Source organism: Streptomyces sp. BBFR25 (assembly GCF_044590125.1).
GTDB lineage: Bacteria > Actinomycetota > Actinomycetes > Streptomycetales > Streptomycetaceae > Streptomyces > Streptomyces canus_D.
The window spans coordinates 3,551,273-3,576,739 of record NZ_CP172447.1 but is presented as its reverse complement, the minus strand read 5'-3'; the positions used below and the strand labels follow the sequence as shown (position 1 = coordinate 3,576,739).

General features: G+C 71.6%; 21 protein-coding genes and 1 tRNA gene. 14 read left to right on the top strand and 8 right to left on the bottom strand.

Annotated features, from left to right (window positions below; all coding sequences use genetic code 11):
• Positions 1-266: 266 nt before the first annotated feature.
• Complete coding sequence (locus tag ACGH52_RS16150) at positions 267-1,682, top strand: NAD(P)/FAD-dependent oxidoreductase (RefSeq protein ID WP_121703075.1); 1,416 nt, start codon at positions 267-269, stop codon at positions 1,680-1,682.
• A gap of 236 nt (positions 1,683-1,918) precedes the next feature.
• Positions 1,919-3,220 (top strand): cyclopropane-fatty-acyl-phospholipid synthase family protein, encoded by a 1,302-nt coding sequence (locus tag ACGH52_RS16145; RefSeq protein ID WP_121703076.1) that lies wholly within the window; start codon positions 1,919-1,921, stop codon positions 3,218-3,220.
• 69 nt (positions 3,221-3,289) lie between these two features.
• On the opposite strand, the gene ACGH52_RS16140 is transcribed toward ACGH52_RS16145, so the two are convergent.
• Together ACGH52_RS16140 and ACGH52_RS16135 are read right to left on the bottom strand one after the other, a co-directional pair.
• The gene (locus ACGH52_RS16140) at positions 3,290-5,818 is read right to left on the bottom strand and encodes an ABC transporter permease (protein WP_399940075.1); all 2,529 of its coding nucleotides are present in this window, start codon (positions 5,816-5,818) and stop codon (positions 3,290-3,292) included.
• A 47-nt stretch (positions 5,819-5,865) separates the two neighbouring features.
• Complete coding sequence (locus tag ACGH52_RS16135) at positions 5,866-6,636, bottom strand: ABC transporter ATP-binding protein (RefSeq protein WP_059302106.1); 771 nt, start codon at positions 6,634-6,636, stop codon at positions 5,866-5,868.
• A gap of 462 nt (positions 6,637-7,098) precedes the next feature.
• Between ACGH52_RS16135 and ACGH52_RS16130 the strand changes: the two genes are divergently transcribed.
• The 3 genes from ACGH52_RS16130 to ACGH52_RS16120 all read left to right on the top strand — a co-directional run bounded on the left by ACGH52_RS16130 (position 7,099) and on the right by ACGH52_RS16120 (position 9,667).
• A tRNA-Leu gene (locus ACGH52_RS16130) sits at positions 7,099-7,182 on the top strand.
• Between the two features lie 223 nt (positions 7,183-7,405).
• A complete protein-coding gene (locus tag ACGH52_RS16125) occupies positions 7,406-8,575 on the top strand; it encodes a 4-hydroxybenzoate 3-monooxygenase (RefSeq protein WP_121703078.1) in 1,170 nt (389 codons plus the stop codon).
• A gap of 168 nt (positions 8,576-8,743) precedes the next feature.
• Positions 8,744-9,667, top strand: a complete 924-nt coding sequence (locus tag ACGH52_RS16120) for a Bax inhibitor-1/YccA family protein (protein WP_076974753.1) — start codon at positions 8,744-8,746, stop codon at positions 9,665-9,667.
• A 73-nt stretch (positions 9,668-9,740) separates the two neighbouring features.
• Here the strand turns inward: ACGH52_RS16120 and ACGH52_RS16115 are convergent, their stop codons facing one another.
• Positions 9,741-9,971, bottom strand: coding sequence for a DUF4287 domain-containing protein (locus tag ACGH52_RS16115; protein ID WP_052842169.1), 231 nt, complete (start codon positions 9,969-9,971; stop codon positions 9,741-9,743).
• 133 nt (positions 9,972-10,104) lie between these two features.
• On the opposite strand from ACGH52_RS16115, the gene ACGH52_RS16110 reads away from it, so the two are divergent.
• Complete coding sequence (locus ACGH52_RS16110; RefSeq protein WP_193777753.1) at positions 10,105-10,386, top strand: hypothetical protein; 282 nt, start codon at positions 10,105-10,107, stop codon at positions 10,384-10,386.
• A 14-nt stretch (positions 10,387-10,400) separates the two neighbouring features.
• On the opposite strand, the gene ACGH52_RS16105 is transcribed toward ACGH52_RS16110, so the two are convergent.
• The 3 genes from ACGH52_RS16105 to ACGH52_RS16095 all read right to left on the bottom strand — a co-directional run bounded on the left by ACGH52_RS16105 (position 10,401) and on the right by ACGH52_RS16095 (position 14,231).
• Positions 10,401-11,210: a hypothetical protein gene (locus ACGH52_RS16105; RefSeq protein ID WP_076974751.1), complete on the bottom strand. Its 810-nt coding sequence runs from the start codon at positions 11,208-11,210 to the stop codon at positions 10,401-10,403.
• A 306-nt stretch (positions 11,211-11,516) separates the two neighbouring features.
• Positions 11,517-12,737 (bottom strand): acetyl-CoA C-acetyltransferase, encoded by a 1,221-nt coding sequence (locus ACGH52_RS16100; protein WP_121703080.1) that lies wholly within the window; start codon positions 12,735-12,737, stop codon positions 11,517-11,519.
• A gap of 471 nt (positions 12,738-13,208) precedes the next feature.
• Positions 13,209-14,231, bottom strand: a complete 1,023-nt coding sequence (locus tag ACGH52_RS16095) for an SGNH/GDSL hydrolase family protein (protein ID WP_076974749.1) — start codon at positions 14,229-14,231, stop codon at positions 13,209-13,211.
• Between the two features lie 167 nt (positions 14,232-14,398).
• On the opposite strand from ACGH52_RS16095, the gene ACGH52_RS16090 reads away from it, so the two are divergent.
• Positions 14,399-15,784 carry a cystathionine beta-synthase gene (locus ACGH52_RS16090; protein WP_399940066.1) on the top strand — a complete coding sequence of 462 codons (1,386 nt, stop codon included), beginning with the start codon at positions 14,399-14,401 and terminating at the stop codon, positions 15,782-15,784.
• A gap of 356 nt (positions 15,785-16,140) precedes the next feature.
• Here ACGH52_RS16090 and ACGH52_RS16085 read toward each other — a convergent pair whose 3' ends face one another.
• Positions 16,141-16,566 (bottom strand): hypothetical protein, encoded by a 426-nt coding sequence (locus tag ACGH52_RS16085; RefSeq protein ID WP_059302099.1) that lies wholly within the window; start codon positions 16,564-16,566, stop codon positions 16,141-16,143.
• A gap of 164 nt (positions 16,567-16,730) precedes the next feature.
• Here ACGH52_RS16085 and ACGH52_RS16080 point away from each other — a divergent pair, with 164 nt between their 5' ends.
• The 7 genes from ACGH52_RS16080 to ACGH52_RS16050 all read left to right on the top strand — a co-directional run bounded on the left by ACGH52_RS16080 (position 16,731) and on the right by ACGH52_RS16050 (position 24,333).
• Entirely contained in the window at positions 16,731-17,609 is an 879-nt protein-coding gene (locus tag ACGH52_RS16080) for a MurR/RpiR family transcriptional regulator (RefSeq protein ID WP_399940063.1), read from the top strand.
• Between the two features lie 119 nt (positions 17,610-17,728).
• Entirely contained in the window at positions 17,729-18,316 is a 588-nt protein-coding gene (locus ACGH52_RS16075) for a hypothetical protein (protein WP_076974746.1), read from the top strand.
• A 182-nt stretch (positions 18,317-18,498) separates the two neighbouring features.
• A complete protein-coding gene (gene hutU / locus ACGH52_RS16070) occupies positions 18,499-20,199 on the top strand; it encodes a urocanate hydratase (RefSeq protein WP_399940060.1) in 1,701 nt (566 codons plus the stop codon).
• On the top strand, positions 20,196-21,413 hold the full coding sequence (locus ACGH52_RS16065; protein WP_399940057.1) for an allantoate amidohydrolase: 1,218 nt from the start codon (positions 20,196-20,198) through the stop codon (positions 21,411-21,413). Before hutU ends, ACGH52_RS16065 begins: the two co-directional genes overlap by 4 nt.
• The gene (locus ACGH52_RS16060) at positions 21,410-22,759 is read left to right on the top strand and encodes a formimidoylglutamate deiminase (RefSeq protein ID WP_399940054.1); all 1,350 of its coding nucleotides are present in this window, start codon (positions 21,410-21,412) and stop codon (positions 22,757-22,759) included. Before ACGH52_RS16065 ends, ACGH52_RS16060 begins: the two co-directional genes overlap by 4 nt.
• A 44-nt stretch (positions 22,760-22,803) precedes the next feature.
• Positions 22,804-23,979: an imidazolonepropionase gene (gene hutI / locus ACGH52_RS16055; protein WP_399940051.1), complete on the top strand. Its 1,176-nt coding sequence runs from the start codon at positions 22,804-22,806 to the stop codon at positions 23,977-23,979.
• 30 nt (positions 23,980-24,009) lie between these two features.
• Positions 24,010-24,333: a hypothetical protein gene (locus ACGH52_RS16050; RefSeq protein ID WP_121703944.1), complete on the top strand. Its 324-nt coding sequence runs from the start codon at positions 24,010-24,012 to the stop codon at positions 24,331-24,333.
• Between the two features lie 77 nt (positions 24,334-24,410).
• Here the strand turns inward: ACGH52_RS16050 and ACGH52_RS16045 are convergent, their stop codons facing one another.
• Complete coding sequence (locus ACGH52_RS16045; RefSeq protein WP_059302091.1) at positions 24,411-25,337, bottom strand: RNA polymerase sigma factor SigF; 927 nt, start codon at positions 25,335-25,337, stop codon at positions 24,411-24,413.
• Positions 25,338-25,467 lie beyond the last annotated feature (130 nt).

Sequence of the window (25,467 nt, the reverse complement as noted above, 5' to 3'; positions counted from 1 at the left end):
CCCTTTTGGGGTTTCAACTGCCCTTTGAACGTGTTCAGGTCGGTGTCGCGAGGGGGTCCCGCGGAGTCCTCGCGGAAGGGTGGTCCACCGTCCCGGAGGCGCGGAGGCGCAGCTCACGCGGCATTGACAACGGGGTGCCCTACACGCTGGTTCCTTCGTCCGCCATGATCTCCGTCACGTGGGCGGCGGATGGTAGCACAGCACCCACCGAAGCTTGTGAAGGGGCGCACGATCGACCCCCCTCAACCGGGTGGATACTCGATGGCATGAGCACCACGGAGCGTCCCAGGATCCTCGTAGTAGGCGGTGGGTACGTAGGCCTGTACGCAGCTCGACGCATCCAGAAGAAGATGCGTTACGGCGAGGCGACCGTCACCGTCGTCGACCCGCGGTCGTACATGACCTACCAGCCCTTCCTTCCCGAAGCCGCCGCCGGCAGCATCTCCCCGCGGCACGTCGTCGTCCCCCTGCGGCGCGTGCTTCCGAAGGCGGAGGTCCTCACCGGCCGGGTCACCACCATCGACCAGGACCGCAAGGTCGCCACGATCGCCCCCCTGGTGGGCGAGGCGTACGAGCTGCCGTTCGACTACCTGGTCATCGCCATGGGCGCGGTCTCCCGCACCTTCCCGATCCCCGGCCTCGCCGAGCAGGGCATCGGCATGAAGGGCATCGAGGAGTCCATCGGCCTGCGCAACCACGTGCTGGAGCAGCTCGACAAGGCCGACTCCACCACCGACGAGGAGATCCGCCGCAAGGCGCTCACCTTCGTCTTCGTCGGCGGCGGCTTCGCCGGCGCGGAGACCATCGGTGAGGTCGAGGACATGGCCCGCGACGCGGCCAAGTACTACAAGAACGTCTCCCGCGAGGACATGCGCTTCATCCTCGTGGACGCCGCCGACAAGATCCTCCCCGAGGTCGGCCCCAAGCTCGGCCAGTACGGCAAGGAGCACCTCGAGGGCCGCGGCGTCGAGGTCTACCTGTCCACCTCCATGGACTCCTGCGTCGACGGCCACGTGGTGCTCAAGAACGGGCTGGAGGTCGACTCCAGCACCATCGTGTGGACGGCCGGCGTCAAGCCCAACCCGGCGCTGGCCCGCTTCGGCCTGCCGCTCGGCCCCCGCGGCCACGTCGACACCCAGGCGACCCTCCAGGTCCAGGGCACCGACTACATCTGGGCCGCGGGCGACAACGCCCAGGTGCCGGACCTCGTCGGCCGCAAGGCGGGCAACGAGAACGCCTGGTGCCCGCCGAACGCCCAGCACGCGCTGCGCCAGGCCAAGGTCCTCGGCGACAACGTGATCTCCGGCATGCGGGGCTTCCCGCAGAAGGAGTACAGCCACGCCAACAAGGGCGCGGTGGCGGGCCTCGGCCTGCACAAGGGCGTCGCGATGATCGTCATGGGCAAGATGAAGATCAAGCTCAAGGGCCGCCTTGCCTGGTACATGCACCGCGGCTACCACGGCATGGCGATGCCGACCTTCAACCGCAAGATCCGCGTCTTCGCGGACTGGACGCTCGGCATGTTCCTCAAGCGCGAGGTCGTCTCCCTCGGCGCGATGGAGACCCCGCGCGAGGAGTTCTACGAGGCCGCCAAGCCGGCCCCGAAGCCCGCCGCGGCGAAGGCCGCAGACCAGGGCGAGAAGGCCGCGCAGCAGGAGAAGACCGAGGCCAAGGCCTCCTGACCCCGCCTCGCTTCTGGCCGTAGCGGTTCTCAGCAGTACCCCCGAAGGGGCCGTCCGCCATCCGTGGTGCGGGCGGCCCCTTCGTGCTGTGCGGGTGCCGTGCCACCCGGGCGGCAAAACCGTTGGTGTGTACAGCTATTTTGCCGAGTCGTAACGCGCGCCGGGGACTGTACGGCGGCCTCCCAGGTGTTTACGTGGTGTTGGACATTCCGGGATCGCTCGTCACGGAGGACGCCATGGCTGACGCCGCGCTGCGGCTGCAGAACCTCTTCGAACAGTTGCTGGGAGCACCCCTTCCGGTGCGCATCCGCGCCTGGGACGGTTCGCTGGCGGGTCCGCCGGGCGCGCCGACCCTCGTCGTCCGCAACCGCAGGGCCCTGCGCCGCCTGCTGTTCAAACCGGGTGAACTGGGCCTGGCCCGCGCCTGGGTGGCCGGCGACATCGACGTCGACGGAGACCTCTACACCGCCCTCGGCCTGATGGCCGGCCTCATCTGGGAGCGCGGCGAGGACGCCCGCTCCCTGGTCGAGGCACTGCGCGACCCCGAGGTCCGGGCCGCCGTACGCGGCCTGGTGAAGCTCGCCGGGCCCCCGCTGCCGCCCGCGCCGCCGCCGGAGGAGATCCGCCGGGCCCGCGGCCACCTGCACACCAAGCGGACCGACAAGCGGGCCATCAGCCACCACTACGACGTCGGCAACGACTTCTACGAACTCGTCCTCGGCCCCTCCATGGTGTACTCCTGCGCCTACTGGCCCGCCCCGCCCGAAGAGGGCGGCACGCTGGAGGACGCCCAGCGCGACAAGCTCGAACTGGTCAGCCGCAAGCTCGACCTGAGCCCCGGTCAGCGCCTCCTCGACGTCGGCTGCGGCTGGGGCTCCATGGCGATCCACGCGGCCCGCGAGCACGGGGTGAGCGTCGTCGGCGTGACCCTGTCCCAGGAGCAGGCCGCCTACGCCCGCAAGCGCGTCGCCGACGAGGGGCTCACCGACCGGGTGGAGATCCGCGTCCAGGACTACCGGGACGTCGCGGACGGGCCGTACGACGCCATCTCCTCCATCGGCATGGCCGAGCACGTCGGCGCCGAGCGCTACCTGGAGTACGCCACCGACCTGCACAGACTCCTCAAGCCCGGCGGACGGCTGCTGAACCACCAGATCGCCCGCCGCCCCCAGCGGGACGAGTCCGCCTACAGCGTCGACGAGTTCATCGACGCCTACGTCTTCCCGGACGGCGAACTGGCCCCCGTCGGCACCACCGTCACCCAGCTGGAGCGGGCCGGTTTCGAGGTCCGCGACGTGGAGTCCATCCGCGAGCACTACGCGCTCACGCTGCGCCGGTGGGTCGCCAACCTGGAGTCCGACTGGGCGGCGGCCACCCGGCTCGTCACCCCCGGCCGGGCCCGGGTGTGGCAGCTGTACATGGCCGCCTCCGCGCTGTCCTTCGAGCGCAACCGCATCGGCGTCAACCAGGTCCTCGCCGTGAAGACGCCCGACTCGGGCGCCTCCGGCCTGCCGCTGCGCGCCCGCACCTGGAACTGAGACCGCGTACGCGCGGCCCGAAGGGCCCCGCTCCCACCGGGAGCGGGGCCCTTCGGGCGGGCGCGCCGCCTACTCCGCCTTGATGGCCTGGAGCATGTTCAGCCGTGCCGCCCGGCGGGCCGGCCACAGCGCCGCCAGGACGCCCACCGCGGCCGCCAGCAGCAGGAAGAGGCCCATCCGGCCCCAGGGCAGGACCAGCTCGTACGTCGCCATCGTGGTGCCCATCAGCTGACCGGCGGCCCAGCCGAAGAACACGCCGAGACCGACGCCGAGCACGCCGCCGAACAGGGAGATCACCAGGGACTCCAGGCGGACCATCCGCTTGATGCCCTTGCGGTCCAGGCCGATCGCCCGCAGCATCCCGATCTCCTGGGAGCGCTCGAAGACCGACATGGCCAGGGTGTTGATGACACCGAGGACGGCCACGATCACCGCCATGGCCAGCAGGCCGTAGAGCATGTTCAGCATCAGCGTGAACATCTTCGCGATCTCGTTGGAGATGTCCTTCTTGTCCTGGATCTTGATCGCCGGGTTGGTGTCCATCGCCTGCGTCAGGCTGTCCTTGGAGGCCGAGGAGGCGCCGTCGGACATCTTCACCATGACCTGCATGTCGACCGGTTCCGACTGGTGCGGGGTGACGGTGGACAGGTCGGCCATGATGCCGCGGATCATCTCGTTGCCCTCGTAGACCCCGGCGACCTTCAGCTGCTCCTTCTTGCCGTCCTCGAAGGAGGCGGCGAAGGTGGAACCGGTCTTCCAGCCGTGCTCCTTGGCGGTGTCGTCGTCCACCATCACGTTCGTGCCGCCGATCTCGAAGGCGCCCTGCTCCACCTTCAGGTCGGTCAGCTCGCCGATCGTGGAACCGGTGACGCCGGTGAGGTACTCGGTCTCCCCGCCGATGCGGGACTCCGCGTTGCGCAGCGGGCTGAGCGCGGTGACCCCGTCGGCCTTGGCCAGCCTGTCGGCGACGTCCGGGCTCAGGGGGTTGCCGTTGGCCATGGAGACCACGTAGTCGGCCTCGATCGACGCCGAGGCCATCTTGTCGATGGACTTCTGCAGGCTGCCCGCCATCACGGTCATGCCGGTGATCAGGGTGAGGCCGATCATCAGTGCGGAGGCGGTGGCGGCGGTACGGCGCGGGTTGCGCACCGAGTTCTGCCGGGCGAGCTTGCCGGAGACGCCGAACAGACGCAGCACCGGTGCGGCGGCGGCGATCAGCGGGCGGGAGAGCAGCGGCGTCAGGATGAACACGCCGATGATCAGCAGGACCGCGCCCAGCCCCATCGGGGCCTGCCCGTCCGAGCCGCTCATCGTTGTGGCCGCGAGGACCACCGCGACACCGGCGGCCGAGAACAGCGCGCCGAGCGTGTTGCGCAGCACCAGCGACTTGGTCGTGGCCTTGGCGTGCACGCTGCTCATCGCCGCGACCGGCGGGATCTTCGCCGCCCGGCGGCCCGGCAGCCACGCCGCCAGCATGGTGACCAGGACGCCGACCGCGAAGGCGGTGACGATCGTGCCGGACGAGATCACCAGCGGGCCGTCGGGCACGACCTCGCCCATCGAGTCCATCAGGGAGCGCATCCCGGCACCGATGCCGATGCCCGCGAGCAGACCGGTCACGGCGGCGACGACGCCGACCACGAACGCCTCGATCAGCACCGAGCGCGTGACCTGCCGGCGGGAGGCGCCGACCGCCCGCATCAGGGCCAGTTCCTTGGTGCGCTGGGCGACCAGCATGGTGAAGGTGTTGGCGATGATGAACGTGCCGACGAAGAGCGCGATACCGGCGAAGACCAACAGCCCCTGCTTCATGCCGCTCATCGACGAGGCGATCGCCTCGGCCTGGTCGTCGGCGAGCTTCTCGCCGGTGGTGGTCTCGACGAGGCCCTTCGGCAGCGCCCCGTCCAGCTGCGCCTTCAGCGCCGCCTGCGTGACACCGGCCTTCGCCCGGACGTCGATCTCGTCGTACACGCCGGCCTTGCCGAACAGCTTCTGCGCGGTCGCCGTGTCGAACAGGGTGAGCGTGCCGCCCGCCGCGACGTTGCCGTCGTCGGTGGTGAAGACGCCGGTGACCTTCGGGGTGAGGACCGGTCCGTCGACGGACATGCGCACGGTGTCGCCGACGCCGTAGCCGGTGCGCTCGGCCGTCCTGGCGTCGATGAGGATCTCGCCCTCGCCCTTCGGGGCACGCCCCTCGACCAGCGGGTACCGGGAGTCCTTGGCACCCCAGTAGTTGCCGCCCTTGGTGCTCCAGCCGTCGCCGATCAGGTCGCCGTCCTTGTCGGCGACGGCGGTGAAGCCGGTCACGACGCCGATCGCGGAGGCCGCGCCGGGCACCTCGGCGCTGTCGTCGAGCAGGTCCTGGGTCAGCTCGGGAAGCTCACCGACCTTGTCGCCCTCGGAGTCCTGGTACTCGGCGGTCACGGCCACGTCGACCTGGTCGTACCCCTTGGCCGAGCTGTTCTGCAGGGCGTCGGAGATGGTGTTGGTGAAGACCAGGGTGCCCGACACGAACGCCACGCCGAGCATCACGGCGAGCACGGTCATCAACAGCCTGGCCTTGTGCGCGAAGACGTTGCGCAAGGCAGTACGGAACATGGGTCTTCTCTGTCCGGAGGTACGTGCGATTCAGGGGCGTGGACGGGTCAGCTGGTGCGGCCCTTGGCGTCGAACTGCTTCATGCGGTCCAACACCGAGTCGGCCGTCGGCCCGTACACCTCGTCGACGATGCGTCCGTCCGCGAGGAAGACCACCCGGTCCGCGTAGGCGGCGGCCACCGGGTCGTGGGTCACCATCACCACGGTCTGGCCCAGCTCCCGCACCGAGTTGCGCAGGAAGCCCAGCACCTCGGCGCCGGAACGGGAGTCGAGGTTGCCGGTCGGCTCGTCACCGAAGATGATCTCCGGCCGGGAGGCCAGCGCGCGTGCCACGGCGACCCGCTGCTGCTGACCGCCGGAGAGCTGGGAGGGCCGGTGCCCGAGGCGTCCGGACAGCCCGACCATCTGGATCACGGAGTCCAGCCACTGCTTGTCGGGCTTGCGGCCCGCGATGTCCATCGGGAGGGTGATGTTCTCCAGCGCGGTGAGGGTCGGCAGCAGGTTGAACGCCTGGAAGATGAAGCCGATCTTGTCCCGGCGCAGCTTGGTCAGCTGCTTGTCCTTGAGCGAGCCCAGCTCGGTCTCGCCGATGCGCACCGAGCCGGACGAGAAGCTGTCGAGGCCGGCGACGCAGTGCATCAGCGTGGACTTGCCGGAGCCGGAGGGGCCCATGATCGCGGTCAGCTCGCCCTGCCGGAAGTCGATGGAGACGCGGTCCAGGGCGACCACCTGGGTCTCGCCCTGGCCGTAGATCTTGGAAAGCTCCGTGGCGCGCGCGGCCACGAGGGTGGACCGGTCGGCGATGGGTGCGGTGGTCACGGGAAGGGCGCTCCTGTCGGTACGGCGGGTGCGGTCGGCACGGTGCGTGTGGTCGGCACGGTGTGCTCGGGGACTTCATCCATCGTCCCGGCAGTACGGCGCCGTGTAGTCAGCCGCTGTTCCGGTTCCGGGGGGCGACTTCGGTCGGACAGGGCGGGCCGGTGTCATACCTGCGGATGACGGCCGACCCCGACGGCACGCGCCGTCGCGTCCGGGTGGTGGGGGGTGGTGCGGGGCGGCGCGAGAACAGGGCGGGCGCCCTCGTCGTGACGGTGAAATCCCGTCATTCCGCATACGGCGCGGACTGTCGCACGCAAGGCTGTTGGCATGTGCTGATGGCCTGCCCCGGCATCTGATGGACCCTCAGGCATCAATAAAATAAGACAACATCGGTCGTCCCGCCCAAGGTCCGGGAGGTGCGTCCCGATAGGCTCAGGGCGCGCTACGCGGAGCCCATGGCCTGCCCGGATGGTGGAATGCAGACACGGCGAGCTTAAACCTCGCTGCCCCTTCGAGGGCGTGCCGGTTCAAGTCCGGCTCCGGGCACAACCACCGACCGCCGTCCCGTGCGGGCCGCCGGCCGTCCGGCGTTGATCCCTTCTTCTCGTGCTCATCGTTTCCTCGTGCCCCTCGTTCCTCCTTCCCGTGGACCGTTGACAGCGGTGTGCGGCGGACTGGACACTCATCGCGTACTGGTGAAGGAAATTTCACCAGGCGAACGTCCACTGTGTTCGAGCAAGGCAACGACGCCGATCGAAGGGAACGACCGATGCGCACCACCGTCGGCATCATCGGAGCAGGCCCCGCCGGGCTCCTGCTCGCCCGGCTGCTCCACAACGCCGGGATCGACTCGGTCGTCCTGGAGAGCCGCGACCGTGCCTACGTCGAGCGCAGGCAGCGCGCCGGGATCCTGGAGCAGGGCACGGTGGACGTGCTGCGCGAGGCGGGGGCCGGGGAGCGGATGGACCGCGAGGGGCTGCGCCACGACGGCATCGAGCTGCGGTTCGACCGGCGCCGCCACCGCGTCGACTTCCCCGCGCTCACCGGCGGCAGGTCCGTCATGGTCTACGCCCAGACCGAGGTCTGCAAGGACCTCATCGCCCTCCAGCTCAAGGACGGCGGCCCGCTGCTGTTCGAGGCGGAGGCGCTGGCCGTGGAGGGCGCCGACACGGACCGGCCGCGCGTCCGCTTCCGCCACCGGGGCGCCGAGGACGTCCTGGAGTGCGACTACGTCGTCGGCTGCGACGGCTACTGGGGGATCGCCCGGGCGGCCGTCCCGGACGGGCGGACCTTCGAACGGACGTACCCCTTCGGCTGGCTCGGCATCCTCGCCGACGTCGCCCCCTCGCACGACGAGCTGGTCTACGCCCGCCACGAACGCGGTTTCGCCCTGCTGTCCATGCGCTCCCCGTCCGTCTCCCGCCTCTACCTCCAGGTCCCCGCGGACACGGACGCCGACAGCTGGAGCGACGAGCGGATCTGGGACGAGCTGGAGCGCCGCTTCGAGACCGACGACGACTGGAGCCTCCGGCGGGGCCCCATCACCCAGAAGTCGGTCACGCCGATGCGCTCCTACGTCCACGAGCCCATGCGGCACGGCCGCCTCTTCCTGGCCGGGGACGCCGCGCACATCGTGCCGCCCACCGGCGCCAAGGGCCTCAACCTCGCCGTCGGCGACGTCGTCACCTTTGCCCGCGCGCTGTCCCACCGCACGGCCACCGGCTCCGACGACCTCCTCGACGCCTACTCCGCGACCTGCCTGCGCCGCGTCTGGCAGGCCGAGCGGTTCTCGTACGACATGACGACGCTGCTGCACACCGCACCCGGCGCCACGCCCTTCGAGGACCGGCTCCAGCTGGCCCGCCTCGACCGGATCGCCTCCTCCCGCGCCGCCGAGACCGACCTCGCCGAGGCGTACACGGGGTTCCCGATCGGGTGAACGCCGCCCGGCAGCGCACGAGGCCCCGGCCGTGAGGGGAATCACTGATCGGCGTAGCGTGTTGAGTCGCAAGGCGAGGGAAAGATCCTCCCCAAGCAGTAGGGTCATTCCTTTGCCGTTCTATTACTCTTGAGCCAAGGCTGCGTCGTGTGGCCATGGAGGAGTGAAATGAGGAGCAGAAACCCGGTCTTCTCGCGACGGGGGTTCAGCCGCGACAACGGCTACGCGGGCTTCAACGCCGCGCCGCAGGCCGGGGGACCCGCCGTCGCCACGCAGGCCAACCCGTACGCGCAGGGCACCCAGGGCAACCCGTACGCCCAGCCGTCCGCCGGCAACCCGTACGCGCAGAACCCGTACGCCCAGCAGGACCTTCAGTACGGCACGCCGCCGCAGGCACCCGCCACCACCGGCCGGATGACGATGGACGACGTCGTCATCCGCACGGCGAGCACGCTCGGCGTGCTCGTGGTGACGGCCGCGCTCGCGTGGGCGCTGCTGCCCGTGGACGACGCCAACATCAACCGCTCGTACGGCATCGGTATCGGCGCCGCGCTGATCGGCATGGTCCTGGCGCTCGTCCAGTCCTTCAAGCGCAAGCCCACCCCGGCGCTGATCCTGCTCTACGCGGCGTTCGAGGGTGTCTTCCTCGGCGTCGTCTCCAGCGTCGTCGACAACCGCATCGCGGACGGTGCGGCCATGCAGGCCGTGATCGGCACGATGGCCGTCTTCGCCGGTGTGCTGATCGCCTACAAGGCGGGCTGGATCCGCGTCAACCGACGCTTCTACGGCTTCGTGATGGCCGCCGCGCTCGGCTTCGTCATCCTGATGATGGTGAACCTGCTGTTCGCCGTCTTCGGCGGCGGTGACGGCCTCGGCTTCCGCAGCGGCGCGCTCGGTGTCGTCTTCGGCATCGTCGGCATCATCCTCGGCGCCTGCTTCCTGGCCCTCGACTTCAAGCAGGTCGAGGACGGGCTCGCCTACGGCGCCCCGCGCGAGGAGGCCTGGTTCGCCGCCTTCGGTCTCACGCTGACGCTGGTCTGGATCTACCTGGAGTTCCTGCGCCTGATCGCGATCTTGAACAGCAACGACTAGTAGCACCCAGCAGGTGAAGGGCCCCGGGCTTCGTGCCCGGGGCCCTTCGTCGTCGTGGGGTCGGCGCGCCCGCTCACAGCAGGTTGCGGGCGGCCCTTCTCAGGTCGTACTCGTGGACGATCGCCTTCGCGTGGCCGTACGCGAGGTTGTGTTCGTGGCGGAGCCAGCTGACCTTCTCCTCGAAGCGGAAGAGGGCGGGGCCGTCCTCGACGGCGCGCAGCCAGTCGGAGATCTCACGGCCGGTGCACTGGGGGATACGGGCGAGCAGGTTGCGATGGGTCTCCTCGGAGAAGACTTGGGACATCGGCGCCTCCGGGCGAAAGGGGTTGTAAGCCGGTCCTTCAGGTCACCGTGCCTGAGCGTTCGCCCGTTGGCAACAGTCCCGGACGGCCGCGTACGCTCACGCCGTGGTTGATACGACGCCTTTGACCCGTGCCGTGGACGACTTCGCCGACCGGCTGCGGGCCGCCCCGCAGAGCAGGCTCCAGCGCGGCGCCGCCGCCGAGGCGCTGGAGCTGGCCAGGGAGTTGGCCCGGCGCGCCCAGTCGGTGGAGGAACCCGGGACCGAGCCCCGTGAGATGCCGGACGCGGGCATGTTCGCCGCGGCCGACCAGATCGCCGTCGCCGCACACGACTTGGCCCTCGTACTGGAGGACGAGGGCCAGGTGGAAGAAGCGGCGGCGCTGGTGGAGGAGGCCCGCAAACGGGCCGGGGTCTGACGCGACCGGCGTGACTACAGGGACGCGATGACGCGGTCCGCCAGGATGTAGACGTTCTCCTCGCCGCAGGCGAAGGTCAGCGTGTAGGCACCGGAGATCCCCGAGCCGCCGAGGAGATACGGCGTCTGGCCCGCGCCCAGCGCGGCGGCCAGGCGTTCCGCGGTCTCGCGGTGCCCCGGGGTCATGCACAGGGTGGTGCCGTCGGCGAAGACGTACACGTCGAGGGTGCCCAGCGGGCCCGGACGGACGTCGGCCAGCGCGACGCTCGACTCGGCCAGCTCCTCCAGGGTCGCCACCGTGCGGTCGTGGTCGTTCACGGCCGGGGACGGGTTCGGCACGAAGTCCGGGTGGGAGGGGTGCCGACGGCGGGCGGCGGCCAGCTCGGCGGACTCCCTGGGACCGGCGTGGCCCGCGTCCTGCGAGGACGGCTCGTCGGTGTCCGCGACCGGCTCGATCACGGGCTCCAGGCCCACCAGGTCGGCCTGGCGGGGCAGGAACAGCTCGCTGTCGGACAGACCGAGCAGCAGGGGCGCGTCGGAGGCGTCCCGGGTCTCCTGGGCGGCCCAGAAGGCCCGCGCCTCGGCGAGTTCCCGCTCGCGCTCCTCGGCGAGCGCGTCCGCGACGGCGGCGCGTATCTCCTCGGCATCGGCGGTGGTGCGGGCGGCGGGCACCCGGCCCCGCGCGGCGGTGGCCCGGCTCTCGGCCAGCTCGGCGCGCAGGGCGGTCACCTGCCGGCGCAGCACCAGGATGCTGCGCAGCACGGCGACGCCCACGGCGCCGGTGGCGGCCGTGGTGAGCAGCAGGGCGATCGGCATGGCGCTCACTGACGTACTCCCGGTTCAAAGTCGACCCCCGACTTCCTACATCAGCTTGAAGGGAGGACTAACCGCCTGTCAGTGCGTAACGTCACGAAACGGACAGGACTTTGGGCCCGGAGGGTGGGGGTGGGGCTGGTCTGACCTGCGTAAATCCAGGGTGCGGGAGAGGTAGGTCACATCCTGGGGGAGTTTGGGTCACAAAACGGCCCAGAACCCTGGGTGGAACAGGGTCCCGGGCCGCCTCGTCACGCTGGGTCCGCCGGGCGCTACTGACGGTCTCTCAGCGCCCTCGGTGGCGGCCCCCGGCGGGGGTCAGCTCAGGCGCTCGATGACCATGGCCATGCCCTGGCCGCCGCCGACGCACATGGTCTCCAGACCGAACTGCTTGTCGTGCGTCTGGAGGGAGTTGATCAGCGTGCCGGTGATGCGGGCGCCGGTCATGCCGAAGGGGTGGCCGACGGCGATGGCGCCGCCGTTGACGTTCAGCTTCTCCAGCGGGATGCCGAGGTCGCGGTAGGAGGGGATGACCTGCGCGGCGAACGCCTCGTTGATCTCGACCAGGTCGATGTCGTCGATGGTCAGTCCGGCGCGGGACAGCGCCTGCTTGCTCGCCTCGACCGGGCCCAGGCCCATGATCTCGGGGGAGAGGCCGGAGACGCCGGTGGAGACGATGCGGGCGAGCGGGGTCAGGCCCAGCTCGCGGGCCTTGGTGTCGCTCATGATCACCAGGGCGGCGGCGCCGTCGTTGAGCGGGCAGCAGTTGCCGGCGGTGACCAGGCCGTCGGGGCGGAAGACGGGCTTGAGGCCCTGGACGCCCTCCAGGGTGACGCCGGCGCGGGGGCCGTCGTCCTTGGCGACGACGGTGCCGTCGGGGAGGGTCACCGGGGTGATCTCGCGCTCCCAGAAGCCGTTCTTGATGGCTTCCTCGGCGAGGTTCTGGGACCGGACGCCGAACTCGTCCATGTCCTGCCGGGTGATGCCCTTGGCGCGGGCGAGGTTCTCGGCGGTCTGGCCCATCGCGATGTACGGGTCGGGGATGAGGCCGTCCTCGCGCGGGTCGTGCCAGGTGGTGCCCTCCTGCTCGGCGACGGCCGCGGTACGGGCCTCGGCCTCGGCGAACAGCGGGTTGCGGGTGTCCGGCAGGCTGTCGGAGTTGCCCTTGGCGAACCGGGAGACCATCTCGACACCGGCCGAGATGAAGACGTCGCCCTCACCGGCCTTGATGGCGTGCAGGGCCATGCGGGAGGTCTGCAGGGACGAGGAGCAGTACCGGGTGACGGTGCAGCCGGGCAGGTGGTCCATGCCCATCTCGACGGCGACGATCCGGCCGAGGTTGTTGCCCTGCTCGCCGCCGGGCAGGCCGCAGCCGAGCATCAGGTCGTCGATGTCCCTCGGGTCCAGCTCGGGGACCTTGGCGAGGGCCGCCTGGATGATCGTGGCGGCCAGGTCGTCGGGGCGCAGGTCCTTGAGCGAGCCCTTGAAGGCGCGGCCGATGGGGGAGCGGGCGGCAGAGACGATCACGGCTTCGGGCATCACGGCTCCAGTGATGAGGGGTTGGCGGCTGCTGGGGAAGTTACCCGGCCGTATGGCCTGGGTCACGGGTATGGGCGTGTGACATGGGCCGCAACTTTCTAAGCGCTTGCTTTTGCCTCCGGCGGTTGGGCGGGGCTTGTTCCGCGGGGTGCGGTGGCGGGCGTGCCCGGGGGCTGCGCCCCCGGACCCCCCTTTCGGCCTGGACGGCCTCGTCCTCAAGCGCCGGACGGGCTGGGGGGCGGGCTGGCGGTGGGTTCTCTGCGGGTGTGCGGTGGCGGGTGTGTGGCGGGCGTGCCTGGGGGCTGCGCCCCCGGACCCCCCTTTCGGCCTGGACGGCCTTGTCCTCAAGCGCCGGACGGGCTGGGTGGCGGGCTGGCGGTGGGTTTTCTGCGGGTGTGCAGTGGCGGGTGTGTGGCGGGCGTGCCTGGGGGCTGCGCCCCAGGCAACCTTTCGGCCTGGGTGGTCTTGTCGTCAGGCGTTGGTCGGGCTGGTGGGTTCTGCCTCCGTTACCCGGCGGCGCCTGCGGCGTTTCAGTAGGGCCCAAGGGCCGCGCGGGCCCGTGGGCATCGCGGCGGCGACCTCCGTGCCGGCCTCGGACGCCGCCTCCGCCGCCGCCCTGGCCACCGGCAGGAAGCCCTCGCGGCGCAGCGCGTCCGGGTGCTCCTCCTCGGCCGGCCACAGGCCGAGCGCGGCGCACACCGACGGCAGGACCGCCATCGCGGCGGTGGCGTACCCCTCGGCGGAGGGGTGGTAGTTGTCGGGGCCGAACAGCTCCCGCGGGTTCTGCGCGAACTCCGGGCCCAGCAGATCGCCCAGCGACACCGTGCGCCCGCCCTGCTCGACGACGCCGATGGTCTGCGCCGCCGCGAGCTGCCGCGAGGCCCGCCGGGCCAGCCAGCGCAGCGGTTGCCGCACCCGCTCGATCGTGCCCAGGTCCGGACAGGTGCCGACCACCACCTCCGCCCCGGCCGTGCGCAGCCGCCGTACCGCCCCGGCAAGGTGCCGCACCGAGCGGGTCGCCGGCATCCGGTGGGTGACGTCATTGGCGCCGACCATGATCACGCAGATGTCCGGCACCCGGCCGGGATCCGCGAGCACCAGCGCCACCTGCCGGTCCAGGTCGTCCGAACACGCCCCCGGCTGCGCGACCGACCCCAGCCGCACCGGCCGCTCCGCCACCGCCGCGAGCCCCGACGCCAGCAGCGCGCCCGGCGTCTGCCCGGCCCGGTGGACGCCCTGCCCGGCGGCCGTGGAGTCGCCCAGCATCATCAGCCGCAGCGGGGGATCACCGGCCGTGGGCAGGGTGCCGCCGTACAGCCCCTGCGCGTTCGGCACCCGGGTCGGCGTGCCCACGCCCACCCGGCGCCTGGCCAGCTGCACCTCCGCCACCACCAGACCGACCGCCGCCGCCCCCGCCAGCCCGATACCGCCGCCGCCGTACGCCGCGCCGGCCGCGATCCGCCGGGCCACCCGCGCCCTCGACATGCTCGTCATGCGTCGCCGCCACCTCCTCCAACCCGTACACCCACTCCTTGCCCCGTACGGACGGTCGCCCAATCTCAACGCAGGGTGAACGACCGTCACGGGCCACCCGCGGGCCCGCAGGCCATAGGCTGGCGGGACCGATATCGACCCTTCTTTTGCGGCATCCGGAGACCACGGTGCAATTCCACGACTCGATGATCAGCCTCGTCGGCAACACCCCGCTGGTGCGGCTCAACAACGTGACCAAGGGGATCAGGGCCACCGTCCTGGCCAAGGTGGAGTACTTCAATCCGGGCGGCTCGGTGAAGGACCGCATCGCCCTGCGCATGATCGAGGCCGCGGAGAAGAGCGGAGAGCTGCAGCCGGGCGGCACGATCGTCGAGCCGACCAGCGGCAACACGGGCGTGGGACTGGCCATCGTGGCCCAGCAGAAGGGCTACAAGTGCATCTTCGTCTGCCCCGACAAGGTGTCCACCGACAAGATCAACGTGCTGCGCGCGTACGGCGCCGAGGTCGTCGTCTGCCCGACCGCGGTCGACCCCGAGCACCCCGACTCGTACTACAACGTCTCCGACCGGCTGGTCCGCGAGACGCCGGGCGCCTGGAAGCCGGACCAGTACTCCAACCCGAACAACCCGCTCTCGCACTACCACTCCACGGGCCCCGAGCTGTGGGAGCAGACCGCGGGGAAGATCACCCACTTCGTGACCGGCGTCGGCACCGGCGGCACCATCTCCGGCACCGGCCGGTACCTGAAGGACGCCAGTGACGGCGCGGTGAAGGTGATCGGCGCCGACCCCGAGGGCTCCGTCTACTCCGGCGGCTCCGGACGCCCGTACCTGGTCGAGGGCGTCGGCGAGGACTTCTGGCCGACGGCGTACGACCGCGAGGTCGCGGACGAGATCGTCGCCGTCTCCGACAAGGACTCCTTCCAGATGACCCGCCGCCTCGCCAAGGAGGAGGGCCTGCTGGTGGGCGGCTCCTGCGGCATGGCGGTCGTCGCGGCCCTGGAGGTGGCGGCGCGGCTCGACGAGGACGACGTGGTGGTCGTGCTGCTGCCGGACAGCGGGCGCGGCTACCTCAGCAAGATCTTCAACGACGAGTGGATGGCCGACTACGGCTTCCTGGAGGACGCCGGACCCAGCGCCCGCGTCGCCGAGGTGCTGAACCACAAGGAGGGCGGCCACATCCCCTCCCTCGTCCACATGCACCCGGACGAGACCGTCGGCCAGGCCATCGAGGTGCTGCGCGAGTACGGCGTCTCGCAGATGCCGATCGTCAAGCCCGGCGCCGGCCACCCGGACGTGATGGCCGCCGAGGTCGTCGGCTCGGTCGTGGAACGGGAGCTGCTGGACGCGCTGTTCACCAAGCGCGCCTCGCTGGAGGACCCGCTGGAGAAGCACATGTCCGCCCCGCTGCCCCAGGTCGGCTCCGGTGAGCCCGTCGCGGACCTGATGTCGGTGCTCGGGGGCGCCGACGCGGCGATCGTCCTCGTCGAGGGCAAGCCGACCGGCGTGGTGAGTCGGCAGGACCTGCTGTCCTTCCTCGCCAAGGGCAAGTAGGACAAGCAGGGCAGGCGGGATCCGCGCCCCAGCCGATGATCTTCGTGGACTTCGCGGAAGTGGTACGCGCACGTCATGTGCGCGCAGCAGTCGCTTAACACGGGACCGGCAGAGTACGGGGTGTCGGCAGGGACGGGGAGCGGCTCCCCCGGCCCGCCGACGCCGAACGGCGTCACGGACCTTCCGGAGCGGCTCCCGGACCTCCAAGGACGCCACGGACGCGCCACCCCGGCCGTGAGGCCCGGCAGTGCGCGCGTCCCCCCGCGGGGACCGCCGTCGTCCCGCCCCCCAGTGATGGGGGTGCGGCGGTCCCCGCGCAGTCTTCCCCCGGCCCGGTCTCCCCGGGCGCCCCCTGCTCAGTCCTCCCAGGCGTCGCCCCGCTCGGCGCGGCGGCGCCGTCCGAACAGGTCGGGATTGGTGCGGGCGACCTGGACCACGTTGACCCCGACGATGCCCGCCCAGGCGACCAGCATCCCCGGCAGGTGTGCCACGCCGCCGCCGATCGCGGACAGCGGGATCGCGAGCACCAGCGAGACGATGCCGAAGCCGAAGCGCTCGCCGAAGGAGTCCGTGGGCCTCGGTGACCGGCTGTCCCGGGCGGCCGTCATCTGCTGCTCGGCGAGCTGCCGGCGCACCCGGCGCTCCACCGCTCCGTCGATGCGCTGGTCGACCTTCTCCAGGAACGAGTCGACCAGCGCCGACTCGTACTCCTCGCCCAGCTCCCTGCGGGTCTGCAGGGTGGCGTCGAGTTCCTTCTTCAGGTCGGTGTCGCGTGCGTCCATTCCCGTCATGCGACCCAAGGTAGGTATCCGGGGACGCCGTCGGCACTGGGGACAACCCCCGTTTTCGGCGGGGGCCGTCCCGTACGGGTCGGCCGGTGCCGCCACCTCGCTGTATAACGGTATGCAGAAAAAGGGGCGCGTGAATAGGTCGAGGGGGCCACGTCATGAACGGGACCGACGGCACCAGCAGGGCGGGCGGGACGAGCGGGACGGACAGTCCGGCCGCCCGGTTGCAGGCCCTGTTCGAGGGGCACCGGCTGACGCCGACCCAGCGGCGCATCGCGCACAGCATGGTGCGCCGCGCGTCCGACGTGCCGTTTCTCTCGAGCGTGGAGCTGGCCGAGCTGGCGGGGGTCAGCCAGCCGTCCGTGACCCGCTTCGCCGTCGCCCTCGGTTTCGACGGCTACCCGGCGCTGCGGCGCCACCTGCGCGAGGTCGCCCCCGCGGAACCGGTCGCGGACACCGGAACCGGCAACGAGTACCAGCAGGCGGTGGCGGCCGAGATCGAGAACCTGCGGCACCTCGCCGAGGTGCTGGCCGATCCCGCTCCGGTCCGGGAGGCGGGCCGCCTGCTCGCCGCGAGCCGGCCGCTGCCGGTGCTCGGACTGCGGGCCGCCGCCGCCCAGGCACACGGCTTCGCCTACTTCGCCGCCAAGGTCCACCCCGACGTCCGCCTGCTCGGCGAGGGCGGCACGATGCTCCACGACCGCATCGACGCCGCCGTCCGGGCCGGGGCGACCACGCTGCTCTGCTTCGCCCTGCCCCGGCATCCGCGCGAGGTCGTCGAGGCGCTCGCCCACGCCAAGGAGGCGGGGCTCACGGTGGTGACCGTCGCCGACTCCGCCTTCGCGCCGGTCGCCAAGGTGTCCGACCTGCTGCTGCCCGCCGCCGTCGGCACCGGCCTCGCCTTCGACACCGCCTGCGCGCCGATGCTGCTCGGCCGGGTGCTGCTCGAGGCGATGTGCGACGACCTGCCGGACGCGCAGGCCCGGCTGGAGGAGTTCGACGCCAAGGCCGTGGCGCGGGGGCTCTTCGTGGAGTGACCCCGCGCGAGTGACCCGGACGGCGGACGGGTTCTCAGATTCGTCTCAGCTTGCCCCGTTACAGTGCGGCGCCTGACACACCCTTCAGACGCGGAACAGAACGGAACAGGAGGCGGGACGTGGCGCGCGGAGGACAGGTGGGGCTGGCTCGGGTCGCCGTCGTCGTACGGGCGGGCGCCGCACCACTGTGGTGGCTGGGCGTTTTCGCGGCGGGCATCGGCGTGCTGGTGCCGGGACTCACCGGACGCCGGATCGGGGTGCTGGCCGGGGCCGCGCTCTTCATCGTCGCCACGGCCGCCGTGGCCTGGGTGCGCCGGCGGCGCTACACCGCCCTGGCCGGTTCGGCCGCCCGCGCGGGCAAGCACGACGTGCTCCAGGACCGCCGGGTCACCGTGCGCAACTGGCGCCGGGGCCACCGCTGGTGGCTGCTCCTCGCCTTCCTCGCCGCGCTCGGCAGTTCCTTCGCCGTGCCCGCCGCGGGCGGGCTGCTGCTGGCCGGCTGCGGCGCCGGGCTGTGGCTCAAGTCCGCCTGGATCGGACGCCGCGAACAGGCCGGGGACGCCCTGCTGTGGGTCCGCGTGGACTGGCTCGCCGACAACGCCGGCCGCCCCGCGGGCAAGACGGTCAAGGCCTACCGCAGCACGGGCATCGCGGCGGGCGACGCGGCGCCGGGCGGGGCGAGGCGGAAGACGCCGGCGACGGTCTGAGCGCGAGCAACCACGACGAACGCGCGTATCGGCAAGCCCAAGTGCGGGGCCTCCTACAGGGGGCCCCGCACTCGCATGTGCGCGGCACGGACACGACCCTGTTGACTAGCTCTATTCAGGAGGCGAGGATATGAATATCCGTAGCAACAATCCGCCGGGAGCAAGCCACCAGGAGGCAGACCATGTCCGGACCTCGTCCTGTCCGAGCGCCACGCGGTACCGAGCCGAGCGCCCTGGGCTGGCAGCAGGAGGCCGCCCTGCGGATGCTGCAGAACAACCTCGACCCCGAGGTCGCCGAGCACCCCGACAAGCTCGTCGTCTACGGCGGCACGGGGAAGGCGGCCCGCGACTGGCGCTCCTTCGACGCGATGGTGCGGACCCTGCGCACCCTCAAGCAGGACGAGACGATGCTCGTCCAGTCCGGACGCCCGGTCGGCGTCATGCAGACCCACGAGTGGGCCCCGCGCGTCCTCATCGCCAACTCCAACCTCGTCGGCGACTGGGCGAACTGGGAGGAGTTCCGCCGCCTGGAGGCCCTCGGCCTGACCATGTACGGGCAGATGACGGCCGGTTCCTGGATCTACATCGGCACCCAGGGCATCCTCCAGGGCACCTACGAGACCTTCGCCGCCGTCGCCGCGAAGAAGTTCGGCGGCACGCTGGCCGGGACCATCACCCTCACCGCCGGCCTCGGCGGCATGGGCGGCGCCCAGCCGCTGGCCGTCACCATGAACGACGGCGTCGTGATCTGCGTCGACTGCGACCCGCGCGCCATCGACCGCCGCATCGAGCACCGCTACCTCGACGTCAAGGCCGACTCCCTCGACCACGCCCTCCACCTGGCCACCGAGGCCCGCGACCGGCGCGAGCCGCTGTCCATCGGCGTCCTCGGCAACGCCGCCGAGCTGGTCCCGCAGCTGCTCGCCATGGGCGCCCCCATCGACATCGTCACCGACCAGACCTCGGCCCACGACCCGCTGGCCTACCTGCCCACCGGCATCGCCTTCGAGGACATGGCCGACGCCGCCGCCAAGGACCCGGCCGGCTTCACCACCCGGGCCCGCGAGTCCATGGCCCGGCACGTCGAGGCCATGGTCGGCTTCCAGGACGCCGGTGCCGAGGTCTTCGACTACGGCAACTCCATCCGCGGCGAGGCCCGGCTCGCCGGGTACGACCGGGCCTTCGCCTTCCCCGGCTTCGTACCGGCGTACATCCGCCCGCTGTTCTGCGAGGGCAAGGGTCCCTTCCGCTGGGCCGCCCTGTCCGGCGACCCCGCCGACATCGCCAAGACCGACAAGGCGATCCTCGACCTCTTCCCGGAGAACGAGTCGCTGGCCCGCTGGATCAAGATGGCGGGGGAGCGGGTCCACTTCCAGGGCCTGCCCGCCCGCATCTGCTGGCTCGGCTACGGCGAGCGCGACAAGGCGGGTGAGCGGTTCAACGACATGGTCGCGAGCGGCGAGCTGGCCGCCCCGATCGTCATCGGCCGCGACCACCTCGACTGCGGCTCCGTCGCCTCCCCGTACCGCGAGACCGAGGCCATGCTCGACGGCTCCGACGCCATCGCGGACTGGCCGCTGCTCAACGCCATGGTCAACGTGGCCTCCGGCGCCTCCTGGGTCTCCCTCCACCACGGCGGCGGCGTCGGCATGGGCCGCTCGATCCACGCCGGGCAGGTCACCGTCGCCGACGGCACCCCGCTCGCCGGGGAGAAGATCCGCCGGGTGCTCACCAACGACCCCGGCATGGGCGTCATCCGGCACGTCGACGCCGGGTACGACATCGCCGAGTCGGTCGCCGGGGAGCGGGGCGTGCGGGTGCCGATGCGCGAAGGCGACGACGCGCACGGGGACCACGCGACGCGCGAAGGTGACGGCGCGTGAGCTTCCACAGCATGTGGGCGGAGCTGCTGCCGGTCGGCCGCAGCTCCGCCTCCGGCGGCTACCGCCGTTATGCCTGGACCGGTGCCGACGCCGACTGCCGGACCTGGTTCCGGGAGCAGGCCGAGGCACGCGATCTGGTCTACGAGACCGACCGCAACGGCAACCAGTGGGCCTGGCTCGGCGACCCGGCCGCCGGGAACGCCGTCGTCACCGGGTCCCACCTGGACTCCGTGCCCGACGGCGGCGCCTTCGACGGGCCCCTCGGCGTCGTCTCCGCCTTCGCCGCCCTGGACGAACTGCGCGGGCGGGGAGCGCGGCTCACCAGGCCGCTGGGCATCGTCAACTTCGGCGACGAGGAGGGCGCCCGCTTCGGCCTCGCCTGCGTCGGCTCCCGGCTCACCTCCGGCGCGCTCACCGCCGAGCAGGCCCACCGCCTCACCGACGGCGACGGCATCACCCTCCCGCGGGCCATGGAAACCGCCGGGTACGACCCGGACACCCTCGGCCCCGACCCGGAACGGCTCGCCCGCATCGGCGCCTTCGTCGAACTCCACGTCGAACAGGGCCGCGCCCTCGACCTGACCGGCGACCGCGTCGGCATCGCCTCCGCCATCTGGCCGCACGGACGCTGGCGGTTCGACTTCCGCGGCGAGGCCAACCACGCCGGCACCACCCGCCTCGCCGACCGGCACGATCCGATGCTGCCATACGCCGAGACCGTCCTCGCCGCCCGCCGCGAGGCCGAACTCGCCGGTGCCGTCGCCACCTTCGGCAAGATCGGCGTCGAACCCAACGGCGTCAACGCCATCCCCTCCCTGGTGCGCGGCTGGCTCGACTCCCGCGCCGCCGACCAGGCGAGCCTGGACACGGTGGTCACCGGCGTCGAGAAGGCCGCCCGCGAGTACGCCGCCGCCCACGGCGTGGACCTCGACGTCGTCCGCGAGTCCTTCACGCCCGTCGTCGACTTCGACCACGCCCTGCGCGACGAACTCGCCCGCATCCTGGGCACGGAGACGGAGCTGAAGGTCCCCGTCCTCGGCACCGGCGCCGGACACGACGCCGGAATCCTCTCCGACCGCATCCCGACCGCCATGCTGTTCGTACGCAACCCCACCGGCGTCTCGCACTCCCCGGCCGAGTACGCCGCCGAGGACGACTGCGCGGCCGGGGTGACCGCGCTCGCCGACGTACTGGAAGGGCTGGCCTGCACGTGACCTCCACCGAGCGGACCCGGACGTACTGGCTGGAGCACGCCTGGCTCGGCACCCACGTCGAGCCGGACGTCGCCGTCGAGGTGGCGGACGGCCGCATCACCGCCGTCCACCAGGGCGTCGCCACCCCGCCGCCCGGCGCCGAGATCCTGCGCGGACTGACCCTGCCGGGACTGGCCAACGCCCACTCGCACGCCTTCCACCGGGCCCTGCGCGGCACCGTCCAGGTCGGCTCGGGCACCTTCTGGACCTGGCGCGAGGTGATGTACTCCGTCGCCGACCGGCTGACCCCGGACACCTACCACGCCCTCGCCCGCGCCGTGTACGCCGAGATGGCGCTGGCCGGCATCATCACCGTCGGCGAGTTCCACTACGTCCACCACGCGCCCGGAGGCACCCCCTACGCCGACCCCAACGCGATGGGCGAGGCGCTGATCGAGGCCGCCGCCGAAGCCGGTGTCCGCATCACCCTCCTCGACACCTGCTACTTGTCCTCCGGCTTCGGCGAGCCCCCCAACACCCACCAGCGCCGCTTCTCCGACGGCACGGCCCAGGCCTGGGCCGAACGCTGTTCAGTTCTCAAGGAACGGGATCACGCACGGATCGGGGCCGCGATCCACTCCGTACGGGCCGTGCCCGCGGACCAGTTGGCGACCGTGGCGCGGTGGGCCGAGGAGCGGCGGGCCCCGCTGCATGTGCACCTGTCCGAGCAGACCGCCGAGAACGACGCCTGCCGACGGGCCCACGGCTGCACGCCCACCCGGCTCCTCGCCGACCACGGTGTGCTGGGCGCCCGCACCACCGGCGTCCACAACACCCACCTCACCGACGAGGACATCGCCCTGCTCGGCGACAGCCGCACCGGCACCTGCATGTGCCCCACCACGGAACGGGACCTGGCCGACGGCATCGGCCCCGCGGCAGCGCTCCAGCGGGCCGGCTCCCCGCTGTCCCTCGGCTCGGACAGCCACGCCGTCGTCGACCTGCTGGAAGAGGCGCGCGCGATGGAGCTGAACGAGCGCCTGCGCACCCGCACCCGCGGCCACTGGACCGCGGCCGCCCTGCTGCGCGCCGCCTCCGCCGACGGCCACGCCGCCCTCGGCTGGGACGACACCGGCCGCATCGAGGCCGGAGCCCGCGCCGACCTCACGACCATCGCGCTGGACTCGGTCAGAACAGCGGGGCCACTGCCCAGGCTCGGCGCCGAGACGGCCGTATTCGCCGCGACGGCGGCGGACGTACGGCACACGGTCGTGGGCGGGCGGCACGTCGTACGCGACGGGGCGCACGCCCTCGTACCGGATGTGCCGCAGGCCCTCGCGCGGGCCGTCGAAGCCCTGCGCGCCTGAGGACCGGATCCAGCCCCCGCCCCCACGAGGACACCAGGGACCCCATGAGCAGCAGCACCGTCATCACCAACATCGCCGCACTCGTCACCAACGACCCCTCCCTCGGCGACCACTCCCCGCTCGGCCTGGTCCGGGACGCGGCCGTCGTCATCGAGGACGACCGCGTCGCGTGGACCGGTGAATCAAGCAAAGCACCCGCCACTGACAACCGGGTCGACGCCGCCGGCCGGGCGGTCCTGCCCGGCTTCGTGGACTCCCACTCCCACCTCCTCTTCGCGGGCGACCGCACCGAGGAGTTCAACGCCCGCATGTCCGGCCGCCCCTACAGCGCGGGCGGCATCCGCACCACCGTCGCCGCCACCCGTGCCGCGAGCGACGCGGAACTGGAGGCGGGCCTCACCCGTTACCTCGCCGAGGCCCTGCGCCAGGGCACCACGACCTTCGAGACCAAGTCCGGCTACGGCCTGACCACCGCCGACGAGTCCCGCGCCCTGCGCGTCGCCGCCCGCCACACCGACGAGGTCACCTTCCTCGGCGCCCACATCGTCGCCCCCGAACTCGCCGACGACCCCGCCGCCTACGTCGACCTGGTCACCGGCGAGATGCTCGACGCCTGCGCCCCGCACGCCCGCTGGATCGACGTGTTCTGCGAGAAGGGCGCCTTCGACGGCGACCAGGCCCGCGCGATCCTCACCGCGGGCAGGGCGAAGGGCCTGCACCCCCGCATCCACGCCAACCAGCTCTCCTACGGCCCCGGCGTCCAGCTCGCCGTCGAACTCGACGCCGCCAGCGCCGACCACTGCACCCACCTCACCGACGCCGACGTGGACGCCCTCGCGGGCAGCCGTACGGTCGCGACCCTGCTGCCCGGCGCCGAGTTCTCCACCCGCGCCCAGTGGCCGGACGCCCGGCGCCTCGTCGACGCCGGGGTCACGGTCGCGCTCTCCACCGACTGCAACCCCGGCTCGTCCTTCACGTCCTCCGTGCCCTTCTGCATCGCGCTCGCGGTACGGGACATGGGGATGACGCCGGACGAGGCGGTCTGGTCGGCCACCGCGGGCGGTGCCGCGGCCCTGCGCCGCGAGGACGTGGGCCGCCTCACCCCGGGCGCGTACGCCGATCTCACGCTCCTGGACGCGCCGAGCCACGTGCACCTGGCCTACCGGCCCGGCGTGCCGCTGGTCGCGGGCGTGTGGCGGCGGGGTGTGCGTAGGGTGTGACCAGCGGGTGAACCGGGCAGCGGGGGACGGATGGCCAAGTACTGGTGGACGCCGTTCCTGGTGAACGTGCTGCTCGGGATTCCGGGCGTCGTGCCGTTCTGGCTCGTGTGGTACCTCATGGTCAACTGGCCGCTGGCGGAGCTGGGCTGGACCGTGCGCGAGCCGACGGAGAACGACGGCATGGCGCTCTGGCTGGTGATCGTCGTCCCCGTGGTGGCGCTCTTCGCGATGATCTGGTGGCTGGTCAACGCGCCGTTGCGACGCCGGACCTCCCTCGCACCGCGCACCTTCTGGCTCCTGTGCGCTCTGGCCCCGCTGCTGCCGATGGCGGCGCTGATCGCCAACTCCCCGTGAGGGCCCCGTGGCAGCCCGAAGGGGGGCGGCCCGGCTTCGGACCGCCCCCCTGGAGGGCAAGCGTCACGCGGTGAGGACTACTCCTCGACCGTGAGCCCCTTGCGCAGCTTCACGAGGGTCCGCGACAGCAGACGCGAGACGTGCATCTGGGAGATGCCCAGCTCCTCGCCGATCTCCGACTGGGTCATGCCCGCGACGAAGCGGAGGGAGAGGATCTTCCGGTCCCGGGAGGGCAGCTCGGCGATCAGCGGCTTCAGCGACTCGACGTACTCGATGCCCTCGAGCCCGTGGTCCTCGTAGCCGATGCGGTCGGCGAGCGCGCCCTCCGCGTCGTCCTCCTCGGGCTGGGCGTCCAGCGAGGAGGCGGTGTAGGCGTTGGACGCCGCCATGCCCTCGACGACCTCGTCCTTGGACAGGCCGAGGTGCTCGGCCAGCTCGGACACCGTGGGGGCGCGGTCGAGGCGCTGCGCCAGCTCGTCGCCGGCCTTCGCCAGGTCGAGCCGCAGCTCCTGGAGGCGCCGCGGGACGCGCACGGACCACGAGGTGTCGCGGAAGAAGCGCTTGATCTCGCCGATGATGGTCGGCATCGCGAACGTGGGGAACTCCACACCGCGTGACAGCTCGAAGCGGTCGATCGCCTTGATCAGGCCGATGGTGCCGACCTGGATGATGTCCTCCATCGGCTCGCTGCGCGAGCGGAAGCGGGAGGCGGCGAACTTGACCAGTGCGAGGTTCAGCTCGACGAGCGTGTTGCGTACGTACGCGTGCTCGTGGGTGCCTTCCTCCAGCGACTCCAGCCGCTCGAAAAGGGTCCTGGACAGGGCCCTGGCGTCCGCCGGAGCGACCTCGTCGTACGCGGGGATGTCCGGAAGCCCGGCGAGTGCGTCGTCGTGGTCGACGACGGCGTCGTGATGCTCGATGGGATTCAGCTGTTCCGGAGGGAGTGTCGACGTCGCTTCGTGGGTACGCGATCCGTCGAGCCGGGGTGACATGATGTCCTCCATCGTTCTCGGCATGCGGCTGCCGAAGCCAAATACGTGCACTGCGGTGTGCGGCGCCTCCAAAGCCGGCCGTGTCGGTTTACGTGTCCTACTAGCCCTACCGGGTTTACCGAGCCGACCGCAAGTGTGTTAT